12 protein-coding genes are annotated in these 11606 nt (G+C 71.7%); 5 read left to right on the top strand and 7 right to left on the bottom strand.

Translation table 11 applies throughout. From position 1 onward, the window contains the following. Nucleotides 1-82: 82 nt before the first annotated feature. The 3 genes from IEZ13_RS03615 to IEZ13_RS03625 are packed head-to-tail and all read right to left on the bottom strand — an operon-like array spanning nt 83 to nt 2915. Nucleotides 83-1204, bottom strand: coding sequence for a cystathionine gamma-lyase (locus IEZ13_RS03615; protein WP_183216594.1), 1122 nt, complete (start codon nt 1202-1204; stop codon nt 83-85). Next, nucleotides 1201-2193 (bottom strand): NAD(P)H-dependent glycerol-3-phosphate dehydrogenase, encoded by a 993-nt coding sequence (locus tag IEZ13_RS03620; RefSeq protein WP_183216596.1) that lies wholly within the window; start codon nt 2191-2193, stop codon nt 1201-1203. Before IEZ13_RS03620 ends, IEZ13_RS03615 begins: the two co-directional genes overlap by 4 nt. Next, a complete protein-coding gene (locus IEZ13_RS03625; protein ID WP_183216598.1) occupies nt 2190-2915 on the bottom strand; it encodes a lysophospholipid acyltransferase family protein in 726 nt (241 codons plus the stop codon). The genes IEZ13_RS03620 and IEZ13_RS03625 overlap by 4 nt, the downstream gene beginning before the upstream one ends. Before the next feature lie 181 nt (nt 2916-3096). Between IEZ13_RS03625 and cofC the strand changes: the two genes are divergently transcribed. From cofC to IEZ13_RS03645, 4 genes are read left to right on the top strand one after another with little or no spacing between them, the layout of a single operon-like run. Then, the gene (gene cofC / locus IEZ13_RS03630) at nt 3097-3738 is read left to right on the top strand and encodes a 2-phospho-L-lactate guanylyltransferase (RefSeq protein WP_183217217.1); all 642 of its coding nucleotides are present in this window, start codon (nt 3097-3099) and stop codon (nt 3736-3738) included. A gap of 20 nt (nt 3739-3758) precedes the next feature. Continuing rightward, the gene (locus IEZ13_RS03635) at nt 3759-3956 is read left to right on the top strand and encodes a cold-shock protein (RefSeq protein WP_183216600.1); all 198 of its coding nucleotides are present in this window, start codon (nt 3759-3761) and stop codon (nt 3954-3956) included. A 55-nt stretch (nt 3957-4011) separates the two neighbouring features. After that, nucleotides 4012-6384, top strand: a complete 2373-nt coding sequence (locus tag IEZ13_RS03640) for an RNA degradosome polyphosphate kinase (RefSeq protein ID WP_183216602.1) — start codon at nt 4012-4014, stop codon at nt 6382-6384. Then, nucleotides 6384-7277 carry an NUDIX hydrolase gene (locus IEZ13_RS03645; RefSeq protein WP_183216604.1) on the top strand — a complete coding sequence of 298 codons (894 nt, stop codon included), beginning with the start codon at nt 6384-6386 and terminating at the stop codon, nt 7275-7277. Before IEZ13_RS03640 ends, IEZ13_RS03645 begins: the two co-directional genes overlap by 1 nt. Here IEZ13_RS03645 and IEZ13_RS03650 read toward each other — a convergent pair. From IEZ13_RS03650 to leuC, 4 genes are all read right to left on the bottom strand, one after another. Then, complete coding sequence (locus IEZ13_RS03650; RefSeq protein WP_183216606.1) at nt 7204-7659, bottom strand: hypothetical protein; 456 nt, start codon at nt 7657-7659, stop codon at nt 7204-7206. The two genes, IEZ13_RS03645 and IEZ13_RS03650, sit on opposite strands and share 74 nt — an antisense overlap. Before the next feature lie 88 nt (nt 7660-7747). Continuing rightward, a complete protein-coding gene (locus IEZ13_RS03655; RefSeq protein WP_183216608.1) occupies nt 7748-8560 on the bottom strand; it encodes an HU family DNA-binding protein in 813 nt (270 codons plus the stop codon). A gap of 166 nt (nt 8561-8726) precedes the next feature. Further along, nucleotides 8727-9317, bottom strand: coding sequence for a 3-isopropylmalate dehydratase small subunit (gene leuD, locus IEZ13_RS03660; RefSeq protein ID WP_183216610.1), 591 nt, complete (start codon nt 9315-9317; stop codon nt 8727-8729). A gap of 20 nt (nt 9318-9337) precedes the next feature. Further along, nucleotides 9338-10792, bottom strand: a complete 1455-nt coding sequence (gene leuC, locus IEZ13_RS03665; RefSeq protein ID WP_183216612.1) for a 3-isopropylmalate dehydratase large subunit — start codon at nt 10790-10792, stop codon at nt 9338-9340. A gap of 49 nt (nt 10793-10841) precedes the next feature. Here leuC and IEZ13_RS03670 point away from each other — a divergent pair, with 49 nt between their 5' ends. Then, nucleotides 10842-11528, top strand: a complete 687-nt coding sequence (locus IEZ13_RS03670; RefSeq protein WP_014447202.1) for an IclR family transcriptional regulator — start codon at nt 10842-10844, stop codon at nt 11526-11528. Nucleotides 11529-11606 lie beyond the last annotated feature (78 nt).

Here is an 11606-nt window from a genome sequence, read left to right on the forward strand (position 1 = left end):
ACCAACGCCCGGCCGCCGAATCGGCTACCGCAAAGGCCGGGAGCGGCAGCGAGGAAGGGGGCCGGGCGGCCGGGAGCGGTGGTCACGACGATGCGTCCAGGGCGGTGGTGATGTCGGCCAGCAGGTCGGCGGTGTCCTCGATGCCGCAGGAGAAGCGCAGGAAGCCGGGCGACGTGTCGTCACCCCACTGGGCCCGCCGGTCCGCCGTGGTGTGCACCCCGCCGAACGACGTGGCCGCGAACACCAGCTTCGCCGCCGACAGGAACCGCCCGGCCCGCTCGGCCGAGCCCAGGTCGAACGACACGATGCCGGGTACCCGCCGCATCTGCGCCGAGGCCACCGGGTACGACGGGTCGGTGGGTAGTCCCGGCCACCGCACGCCGGTCACGTCGGAACGGGAGAGCAGCAGCTCGGCGACCGCGGCCGCGTTGGCGCTCTGCCGGGCCAGCCGCAGGTCGAGCGTCGCGATGGACCGGTGCGCCAGCCAGGAGTCGAACGCCCCGGGCACCGCGCCGGTCTGCTTGCGCCACGTCTCGACCTTGGCCAGCAGTTCGGGGTCACTGGCCGACACGTAGCCGAGCAGCACGTCGGAGTGCCCGGTCAGCGCCTTGGTCCCGGACGCGACCACCAGGTCGGCGCCGAGCGCGAGCGGCGTCTGCCCGAGCGGCGTGGCGGTGGTGTTGTCGACCGCCACGAGCGCACCGGCCTCGTGGGCGGCGGCGGACACCGCTGTCACGTCACACACGTCGAGTCCCGGGTTGGCCGGCGTCTCCAGCAGCACGAGACGCACCCCGGTGAAGTCCGGGTACGGTCCGGCGGTCGGCACCAGGATCGTCTTCACACCCAGGTCACGGAGGGTGCCCTCGGCGAATGCCCGTACCGTGAAATAGCCGTCCGCCGGAAGGGCGACCGTGTCGCCGGTGCGCAGCACCGCGAGCAGCAGCGCCGTGATCGCCGCCTGGCCGCTGGCGAAGACCAGCGTGGGCGCGCCCTCCAGGGAGGCGATCGCCGCTTCCAGGGCCCGCCTGGTCGGGTGTTCGGTGCGGGCGTACCCGTTCTCCCCCGGCCCGGTCATCGGGTCCAGGTGGTAGGGCGCCGCGAACACCGGCCCCGGGAGGAACGGCTCACCGACCACCGGAGCGGGCAGCCCGGCGTGCACCGACCGCGTGCCGTCGGAGAAGGAGTCCGAAAACGAGGAGCTCACTCGGGTTTCATCTCCCGTGTCATCAGCAGTTTCACCGCGACCCGCGGGTCCACGCCCTCGTGGCACACCCGCTCGACCTGTTCGACGATCGGCATCTCCACGCCGTTCGCCCGGGCCAGGTCGCGGATGGACAGGCAGCTCTTGACGCCTTCGGCGGTCTGCCGGGTGGCGATCTGCGCCTGTTCCAGGGAGTCGCCACGGCCCAGGTGTTCGCCGAAGGTGCGGTTCCGGGCGAGCGGCGACGAGCAGGAGGCGACCAGGTCGCCGAGGCCGGCCAGGCCGGCGAAGGTGAGCGGGTCGGCGCCGAGCGCCACGCCGAGCCGGGCGGTCTCGGCCAGGCCGCGGGTGATCAGCGAGGCCCGGGTGTTGTCGCCGAGGCCGATCGCCACGGCCATCCCGTACGCCAGGGCGATCACGTTCTTGCAGGCGCCCCCGAGTTCGCAGCCGATCACGTCGTCGCTGGTGTAGGGGCGGAAGTGGGGCGTGGCGAGGGCGTGCTGGACCTGCCGGGCACGGCTCTCGTCGGAGCACGCCACCACGGTCGCGGTGGGCTGCCCGGCGGCGATCTCGGGGGCCAGGTTGGGCCCGGAGACGACCACGACGCGGTCCGGGGCGACACCGGCCGTCTCCACGATGACCTCGCTCATCCGCTTGAGCGTGCCGAGCTCGATGCCCTTCATGAGGGAGACCACGGTGGCGTCGCCGGGGAACGAGCCGGCCCAGTCGGCCAGGTTGCCGCGCAGGGTCTGGGCGGGCACCGCGATGGCGATCAGCTCGGCGCCGGTGACGGCCTCCGCCAGGTCGGTGGTCCCGGTGACGGTCGGCCCGAGGCGGATGCCGGGAAGCGAGCCCTCGTTGGAGCCCTTCTCCCGGATCTCTGTGGCGACCGCCTCCCGCCGCGCCCACATGCGCACCTCCGACCCGGCCTCGCCGAGCACCTTGGCGAACGCGGTGCCCCAGGATCCGGATCCGATGACGGCCGCCTTCATGGGGCATCCTCCGAGGTAGTGGCCCGACGCGCGGGCCGGTCGTAGAGCGCCGGCGGCTCGCCGTCGCGGATCTCAGCGAGCAGGTCCCGGATGCCCAGCATGATCGCCTCGGTCATCTCCTCGAGCACCGCCCGGGTGGGTTCGACGCCGGCCCAGCGGCTGAGGTCGATCGGCGCGCCGGTGGTCACCGTGACGTGCGAGCGGCGCAGCTTCAGCCGGTTGGTACGCGGGTCGAAGATCTCCTGGGCGCCCCAGTTCGCGATCGGCACCACCGGGGCGCCGGTCAGCAGCGCGAGCCGGGCCGCGCCGGTCTTGCCCCGCATCGGCCACAGCTCGGGGTGCCGGGTCGTCGTCCCTTCCGGGTAGATCACCACGGCACCGCCCTCGCGTAGCGCCTCGACCAGCGTGTCCAGCGACTTCACCGCCTCCACACTGCCCCGTTCGACCGGGATCTGCCGGGTCTTGCGGAGCAGGAACCCGATCACCGGCACCTTCCAGACGCTGGCCTTGCCGAGGAACCGCGGCCACCGGCCGGACCGCCAGACGTAGTGCGCGACGACCAGGGGGTCGAAGTGCGACACGTGGTTCGGGACGAGGATCACCGGCCCGGTGGCCGGGACGTCGTCCATCCGGTGCCAGGTCTTGCGGGTGAGCACGGTCATCACCGGGAGGACCAGCATCACCGCGAGACGCTGCCAGAAACCGAGCCTGAGCTGTGCCACGGCATCCCCCGTCCCTCGATCGGCGACGCCCCTGCGTTCACCTGCGACGAAATCATGCCCGCTCCCGCCCGGTGGAACCAGGCAGGGGTCGAACAGTCGCGTCGCAGGTGACGGACACACCAGGCGGAACGGCCCGCGCGCGGCGGGGCGGGACCGCCGGGTACGGCAGACTGGCCGGGTGGTGGTGCGGAGTTGGACGGTGGTCATCCCGGTGAAGCGGCTGGGCCTGGCGAAGACGCGGCTGCGCGGCGCGGTTCCGCCGGACCGGCACCCGGATCTGGCGCTCGCCATGGTTCGCGACACGGCCGCCGCGGTGCTCTCCGCCACCACGGTCGCCGGGCTGATCGTGGTGACCGACGATCCGGCGGTCGGCGGCGCGGTCCGGGAGCTGGGCGCCCGGGTGGTGCCCGATCCGGGTGGCGGGCTGAACGCGGCGATGCGGTTCGGCGCCGACCAGGCGGCCGGGCTCGGCACGTACCGGGCGGTGCTGGCCGGTGATCTGCCCGCGCTGCGCCCGGAGCAACTGGACGAGGCGCTCGGCCGGGTGTCGGCCCGCAGCTTCGTGCCGGACGCCGCGGGCATCGGGACGGTGCTGCTCGCCGCGCCGCCTGGGCGGCCGCTCGACCCGCGGTTCGGCGGTCCGTCGGCGGCCGCGCACGCGGCCAGCGGGGCGGTCCGGCTGGTCCGGGAGTGGCCCGGTCTGCGGCAGGACGTGGACACCGCCGCCGACCTGGACGCGGTGCTCACTCTGGGTGCGGGACCCCGGACGTGTGGCCTGCTGCGTGATCTCGGACTCACCACGGAGTGCGCGCCGGCCGCCTGAACCGGGTAGCGTGCGATGTCATGCAGGGCACGATCGCGACCTTCGACCCGCAGACCCGCAGCGGCTCGCTGCTTCTCGACGACGGAACGCCGCTGGTCTTCGGCCCGGAGGCGTTCGACCGCTCCGGGCTGCGGCTCCTCCGCCTCGGTCAGCGGGTCACCATCGAGCCGGATGAGGCGGGAGCGGTCCGCCGTGTGTTGATTCCCGGAGTCGCCTGAATTGATCATCCGCTAGTTCGTTTCACGTTCCGCCGAAAGCGGCGATGATGGACGCATGCAGACCCCGCCCCGGACCCCCGAGACCCGCCGGCGTGGCCCCAACGGCCGCTTTCTGCCCAGGCCGGAGCAGACAGAGGCGCAGCCGATCGAGGCCCCCGATCCCGTGACCGCCTCTGAGCCGGCCGCCACCGAGCTGGTGGTGACCGAGCAGGTCGCCGCCGCGGAACCGGTGAGCCCGGCGGCTGTGGCCGAGGCCGTGATCACGGAGCGCGAGGTGTCTGAACTCACCGGGAGTGAGATGGTCGCCGACCTGAACGACGACGAGGACGACGAGGACCTCGACGAGACGCCCGGCTATCTGCTGCCGGAGGACCGGTTCCACAACCGGGAGCTGTCCTGGCTCGACTTCAACGCCCGGGTGCTGGCCCTGGCCGAGGACCCGGGGACGCCTCTGCTGGAGCGGGCGAAATTCCTGGCCATCTTCGCCAGCAACCTCGACGAGTTCTACATGGTCCGGGTGGCCGGCCTGAAGCGCCGGCTGAGCGCCGGCCTGCCGGTCCGCGGCGGTGACCGGTCCCCGCTGCGGCACCAGATCGAGATGATCACCGAGCGGACCGCCGACCTGGTCACCCGGCACGCCGCCTGCTTCGCCGACGAGGTCCGGCCGAAACTCGCGGCGGAGAGCATCGAGCTGGTCTCGTGGAAGGAGCTGGACGCTGCCGAGCAGGGGCGGCTGCGGACCTTCTTCCGGGAGCAGGTCTTCCCGGTCCTGACGCCGCTCGCCGTCGACCCGGCGCACCCGTTTCCGTACATCTCGAGTCGTTCGCTCAACCTGGCGGTGGCGCTGCGCTACCCGGAGGGCGACTCGCCCGAGCTGTTCGCCCGGGTCAAGGTGCCGAACAACGTGCCCCGCTTCGTGACCGTGCAGAACGACAGCCGCGGCGTGCGCTTCCTCCCGGTCGAGGAGCTCATCGCCGTACATCTGAATCAGCTCTTCCCGGGGATGCAGATCCTGGAGTGGCACCTGTTCCGGGTGACCCGCAACGCCGAGCTGGAGGTCGACGAGGACCGCGACGAGGACCTGCTCCAGGCCCTGGAGCGGGAGCTGGCGCAGCGCCGGTTCGGTCCGCCGGTGCGGCTCGAGGTGGCCGCGTCGATCAGCGATCACGTGCTCGACCTGCTGGTCCGCGAGCTCGACATGGACAGCCAGGACGTGCTGCGGGTGCCCGGCCTGCTGGACCTGTCGGCGCTGTGGCAGGTGTTCGGCGAGTGCGACCGCGACGATCTCAAGGACCGCCCGTTCGTGCCGGCGACCCACCCGCACCTGGCCGACGGCGAGGTGCCGCGCAGCGTGTTCAACCGGCTGCGCGAGTCGGACATCCTGGTGCACCACCCGTACCACTCGTTCTCCACCAGCGTGCAGCGGTTCGTCGAGCAGGCGGCGGCCGACCCCAACGTGCTGGCCATCAAGCAGACGCTGTACCGGACGTCCGGCGACTCCCCGATCGTGGACGCCCTGGTCGACGCGGCGGCCGCCGGCAAGCAGGTGGTGGTGCTGGTCGAGGTGAAGGCCCGGTTCGACGAGGTGGCCAACATCGCCTGGGCGCGGACCCTGGAGCGGGCCGGCTGCCACGTGGTCTACGGCCTGGTCGGCCTGAAGACGCACTGCAAGACCGCCCTGGTGGTGCGGCAGGAGGGCAACCAGATCCGGCGCTACTGCCACATCGGCACCGGCAACTACCACCCCAAGACCGCCCGGCTGTACGAGGACTTCGGCATGCTGACCGCCGACCCGGAGGTGGGCGCCGACGTCACCGACCTGTTCAACGTGCTGACCGGATACAGCCGGCAGACCACGTACCGGCGTCTCCTGGTGGCGCCGCACGGTGTCCGCAAGGGCCTGCTGGAGCGGGTCGACGAGCAGGCCCGGATCGCCCGGGAGGGCGGCGAGGCGCTGGTCCAGTTCAAGGTGAACTCCCTGGTCGACGAGAAGACCATCGACGCGCTGTACCGGGCCTCGCAGGACGGGGTCAAGGTGGATCTGATCATCCGGGGCATGTGCGCGCTGCGGCCCGGCATCCCCGGCCTGTCGGAGAACATCCGGGTCCGCTCGATCGTCGGCCGGTTCCTGGAGCACTCGCGGGTGTTCCGGTTCGGTCCCGGGCCGGACGCCGAGTACTGGATGGGCTCCGCCGACCTGATGCACCGCAACCTGGACCGCCGGGTGGAGGCGCTGGTCAAGGTGACCCTGCCGTCGGCCCGCGAGGAGCTGCGGCACGTGCTGGAGTTCTCGATGGCCGAGCAGACCGAGGGCTGGGATCTGGACGCCGACGGTCTCTGGCACCGCAGCGCCGGCACCCCCGGCCGTCCTCAGGTGCACCTCCAGGCCGCCATGCTGCGCCGGATCATCGGCAAGAAGCAGCACTGATGCCGGCTGGTTCCACCGGGGCCGTGGAGCGGGCGGCGGGCGGGGTGCTCTACCGCCCGGCCGCTGCCGGTCTCGAGATCTGTGTGGTGCACCGGCCGCGGTACGACGACTGGAGCCTGCCCAAGGGCAAACTGTCCGACGGCGAGCCGCCGCTGGCCGCCGCGGTCCGGGAGGTCGAGGAGGAGACCGGCACCGCCGGGATACCGCAGCTGCGGCTGCCCGACGTCGACTATCCGCTGCCCGGCGGGCGGCCGAAGAACGTGGCGTTCTGGCTGATGCGGGCCGGTTCGGACGGTCCGGTGCAGGACACCGACGAGGTCGACGAGCTGGCCTGGCTGCCGTTGGACGAGGCGGCCGCGCGGCTGACGTACGCCGATGAACGCGACATCGTGGCGCATGTCGCCGCTCTGCCGCCGGTGACCGCGGTGATCGCGCTGGTCCGCCATGCCCGGGCCGGGGAGCGGAAGAAGTGGGCCGGCCGTGACGAGCTGCGGCCGATCGATCCGGTCGGCGTGAAGCAGGCGGACCGGATCGCCGACCTGCTCACCCCGTTGCGACCGCGGCGCCTGGTGGCGGCGCCGCCGCTGCGCTGCGCCCAGACGCTGGAACCGCTGGCCGCGGCGCTCGGCGGTCTGCCGATCGTGCGGGACAGCGCGGTCGCCGAGCCGCCCGGCCCGGATTGGTTGCCGGCCCGGCTGGCCGCGGCCCGGTCCCGGCTGGCCGAGCTGCGCGCGCACGAGCGCGTGGTGGTGTGCAGCCAGGGCAAGCTGATGCCGCAGCTGCTCGCGTCGCTGCACGACGACGACGCCACCGAGCGGTTCAGAACGCCGAAGGGCGACGGCTGGCTGCTGACCTGGTCCGGCGACCGGTTGATGGGCGCGTCCCGGCTGTGACGGCACGGCCGGGCGGGTCCGCCCGCCAGAGGCCGATCTGGTCGCCGGTCAGCCAGCGGGCCCGCCACAGCTCGTCCCGGCGGGGTTCCCAATCCCGGTGGGGCAGCAGGGCGAGGCGCCAGCTCAGCACCCCGGCCAGGTACCACCCGTAGAGCGGGACGGCGCCCAGCCATCCGTCCAGCCTCCGGTACGAGCACCGCGGCGCCGCCCAGCAGACCGCGATCCCGGACCATCCGCAGGTGATCAGCCAGTCCAGCACCGGCCACCCGGTACGGTCCTCGGCCAGGTCGCCGAGAGTCCACCCGGGTACGACCGCGACGGCGAACAGCGCCGCCGCGGCGGTGGCCCGGGCGGTCAGGCCACGCGGTCTCGATCGGTCCATGCCCGGACCGTAGGCCGCCGGAACCGAACCGCGCGGCCACACGGAAAAGGCGTCCACCCAACGGTGGACGCCTTTTCGTCGCCTCGGCTCAGCGGGCCTTGCGTGCCGAGGCGGTACGAGCCCGGGCCGGTGCCGCGGCCGGGGTGGCGGTCTTACGGGCGGTCCGCTTGGCCGGGGTGGCCTTCGCGGTGGTCGCCGTCTTCTTCGCGGGCGCCGTGGTGGCCTTCCTGGTGGCCGTCTTCGTGGCCGGCGCCGTCTTGGTGGCGGTCGTCTTGGTGGCGGTCGTCTTCTTGGCGGCCGCGGTCTTCGCGGTGGTCGCCTTTGTGGCCTTTGTGGCCTTTGTGGCGGCCGTCTTCGTGGCCGCCTTCGTAGCGGTCGTCTTGGCAGGCGCCGTCTTGGTGGCGGTCGTCTTCTTGGCGGCCGCGGTCTTCGCCGTGGTCGCCTTGGCCGCCTTGGTGGCGTTGGTGGCCTTGGTGGCCTTGGTGGCCTTGGTGGCCTTGGTGGCGGCCGTCTTCGTGGCCGCCTTCGTAGCGGTCGTCTTGGCAGGCGCCGTCTTGGTGGCGGTCGTCTTCTTCGCGGCCGCGGTGGTCGCCGTCTTCTTGGCGGCGCCGGCCGCCTTCGCCGGCTTTCCGCTCGCCACCAGTTCGCGGAATGCGCTGCCCGCCTTGAAGACCGCGACCGACGTCTTCTTCACCTTGACCGGCTCACCAGTCCGCGGATTTCGAGCGGTGCGCGCATTGCGTGCCCGCTTCTCGAACGAACCGAATCCGGTGAGCGCGACCTTGTCACCCTTGGCAACGGCGTTCTGCACCTCACTGATGAACGCGTCCAAAGCCAGGGTCGCCGTCTTCCTGTCTCCCAGCCTGCCGGCGAGCGCCTCGATGAGCTCGGCCTTGTTCACGATTTCCTCCTGGACGTGACGTGAGAACTGGCCCGTCGAAGGCCATTCTGCGCGCACGGTATGCCCTGTGACCCGGTTACAGAAACATTCAGGGGAAAAATGCGTTGTGTCCCAACGAATTCGCCCCTGCCGGGTGACCCGGCAGGGGCGAATTGGCGAAGAGGAACTAAAGAACGACGGCCGGCTTGAAAGCGGGGCGGCCCTTCTCGTACGCGGTAATCGCGCCTTCGTGCCGCAGCGTCAGTCCGATGTCGTCGAGGCCCTCCATGAGGCGCCAGCGACTGAAATCGTCGATCGGGAACCCGTAGGCGGCGTCGTCCACCCGGACCACGCGGCCCTCCAGGTCGACGGTGATCTCCTTCTCCGGCTCGCTCTCGGCCAGGTCCCAGAGGCTCTCCACGATCTTCTGGTCCAACTGGATCGGGAGCAGGCCCTCCTTGAGGGAGTTGCCGCGGAAGATGTCACCGAAGCGGGAGGCGATGACCGCCTTGAAGCCCCAGTCGCGCAGCGCCCAGACGGCGTGCTGCCGGGACGAGCCGGTGCCGAAGTTCGGTCCGGCGACCAGGATGGTGGCGCCCGCGTGCCGCGGCCGGTTCAGCACGAAGTCCGGGTCCTCACGCCAGGCGTTGAAGAGCCCGTCCTCGAAGCCGGTCCGGGTGACCCGCTTCAGGTAGACCGCCGGGATGATCTGGTCGGTGTCCACGTCGGAGCGGCGCAGGGGCATGACCTTGCCGCTGTGGGCGACGAACTTGTCCATGACTGATGTCTCCCGGCTGGTCAGAGGTCGGCGGGGGCGGCCAGCCGGCCGACCACCGCGGTGGCGGCGGCGACCTGCGGCGAGACCAGGTGGGTACGCCCGCCCTTGCCCTGCCGGCCCTCGAAGTTGCGGTTGGAGGTGGACGCGGCGCGCTGGCCGGGGCTGAGCGTGTCCGGGTTCATGCCCAGGCACATGGAGCAGCCGGCGAACCGCCACTCGGCGCCCGCCTCGGTGAAGACCTTGTCCAGGCCCTCGGCCTCGGCCTGCTCGCGCACCTGGTAGGAGCCCGGCACGATCATCATGCGGACGCCGTCGGCCACCTTGCGGCCACGGATCACGTCGGCGGCGGCACGCAGGTCCTCGAGCCGGCCGTTGGTGCACGAGCCGACGAAGACCACGTCGACCGGGACCGCACGGAACGGGGTGCCCGGGGTGAGGTCCATGTACGCCAGCGCGCGCTCGGCGGCGCCGCGCTCGACCTCGTCCAGGAAGTCCTCCGGGCTCGGCACCACGCTGTTCAGCGCCGCGCCCTGGCCCGGGTTGGTGCCCCAGGTGATGAACGGGCTGATCTGCGAGGCGTCCAGGATGATCTCGGTGTCGTACTCGGCGTCCTCGTCGGTGGCGAGGGTCTTCCAGTACTCGACCGCGGCGTCCCACTGCTCGCCCTTCGGGGCGTGCTGACGGCCCTCGAGGTACGCGAACGTGGTCTCGTCCGGCGCGATCATGCCGGCCTTGGCGCCCCACTCGATCGACATGTTGCAGATCGTCATCCGGCCCTCCATGGAGAGCTTGCGGATGGCCTCGCCGCGGTACTCCACGATGTGGCCGTTGCCGCCGCCGGTGCCGGTCTGCGTGATCAGGGCGAGGATCAGGTCCTTCGCGGAGACGCCCGGGCCCAACTCGCCGACCACGGTGACGGCCATCGTCCGCGGCTTGGACTGCGGCAGTGTCTGGGTGGCGAGCACGTGCTCGACCTCGCTGGTGCCGATGCCGAAGGCCAGCGCGCCGAACGCGCCGTGGGTCGCGGTGTGCGAGTCGCCGCAGACGATCGTCATGCCGGGCTGGGTGAGACCCAGCTGCGGGCCGATCACGTGCACGATGCCCTGGTTCACATCGCCCAGCGGACGGATCTCGACACCGAACTCGGCGCAGTTCTTCCGCAGCGTCTCGATCTGCGTGCGCGAGGTCGTGTCGGCGATCGTGAACAGCTCACCGCGCTTGGTGTTGAACGCGGGGTCCGCATACCCGGTCGGGGTGTTGTGGTCCTCCGTCGCGAGCGTGAGGTCGGTCCGGCGAACCGGCCGGCCGGCCATCCGCAGACCGTCGAAGGCTTGCGGGCTGGTGACCTCGTGCAGCAGGTGCAGGTCGATGAAGAGCAGGTCGGGCTCGCCCTCGGCCGTGCGCACCACGTGGTCATCCCAGACCTTCTCGGCCAGGGTCCTGGGTTTCCCGCTCTGGGGAGTGACTCCCACCATCTGGACATCCTAAATTCTGGAATGTATGTTTCGGCTTGTGGGACACAGTATGAGCGGTGTAGGCGTTCTCGACAAGGCGGTAGTCATCCTCGCCGCGTGTGTCGACGGCGCCAGCCTGGCCGAACTCGTCGAGCGCACCAAGCTGCCGCGGGCGACCGCACATCGCCTGGCCCAGGCTCTGGAGATTCATCGGATGCTGGTGCGGGACACTCAAGGAAGATGGCGTCCAGGACCGAGATTGGGCGAGTTGGCCAATGCCGCACCGGACGTTCTGCTGACCGCGGCCGAGCCGCTGCTGTCCGCACTGCGGGACGCGACCGGCGAGAGCGCTCAGCTCTACCTGCGCCGCGCCGATGAGCGCATCTGCGTCGCCGCCGCCGAGCGCGCCAGTGGCCTGCGCGACACCGTGCCGGTCGGCTCGGTGCTGCCGATGGTCGCCGGTTCGGCCGCCCAGATCCTGCTCGCGTGGGAGCCGCCCGAGGCGGTGATGCCGCTCCTGCCGCGCTGCAAGTTCACCGGCCGCACGCTGGCCGAGGTGCGCCGCCGCGGTTGGGCACAGAGCGTCGCCGAGCGCGAGCCGGGTGTGGCGAGCGTCTCCGCGCCGATCCGCGACCGGACCGGCCGGGTGATCGCGTCCATCTCGATAAGCGGTCCGATCGAGCGACTGGGCCGCCGCCCCGGTGAGCGCCACGCCATGGCCGTCGTCCGCGCCGGCCAGCGCCTGTCCGGCCTCTGACCCTCCCTCCCCTCTCCTTCCCCTCCGCCCGCCCGCCCCGCCTCCGCGCGGGGCGGCTTCGTTTCCGGCGAGAGATCT

It is taken from the genome of Actinoplanes campanulatus (genome assembly GCF_014647795.1).
In the GTDB taxonomy this organism is placed as follows: Bacteria; Actinomycetota; Actinomycetes; order Mycobacteriales; family Micromonosporaceae; genus Actinoplanes; species Actinoplanes campanulatus.

What these genes read in the sequence shown, in the direction of transcription:
- IEZ13_RS03635 (WP_183216600.1), top strand. Translation starts at nt 3,759, where the DNA reads ATGCAGGGCACGATCGCGACCTTCGACCCGCAGACCCGCAGCGGCTCG.
- leuD (WP_183216610.1), bottom strand. Translation starts at nt 9,317, where the DNA reads ATGGACAAGTTCGTCGCCCACAGCGGCAAGGTCATGCCCCTGCGCCGC.
- IEZ13_RS03650 (WP_183216606.1), bottom strand. Translation starts at nt 7,659, where the DNA reads ATGGACCGATCGAGACCGCGTGGCCTGACCGCCCGGGCCACCGCCGCG.
- leuC (WP_183216612.1), bottom strand. Translation starts at nt 10,792, where the DNA reads ATGGTGGGAGTCACTCCCCAGAGCGGGAAACCCAGGACCCTGGCCGAG.
- IEZ13_RS03670 (WP_014447202.1), top strand. Translation starts at nt 10,842, where the DNA reads ATGAGCGGTGTAGGCGTTCTCGACAAGGCGGTAGTCATCCTCGCCGCG.
- IEZ13_RS03640 (WP_183216602.1), top strand. Translation starts at nt 4,012, where the DNA reads ATGCAGACCCCGCCCCGGACCCCCGAGACCCGCCGGCGTGGCCCCAAC.
- IEZ13_RS03645 (WP_183216604.1), top strand. Translation starts at nt 6,384, where the DNA reads ATGCCGGCTGGTTCCACCGGGGCCGTGGAGCGGGCGGCGGGCGGGGTG.
- IEZ13_RS03620 (WP_183216596.1), bottom strand. Translation starts at nt 2,193, where the DNA reads ATGAAGGCGGCCGTCATCGGATCCGGATCCTGGGGCACCGCGTTCGCC.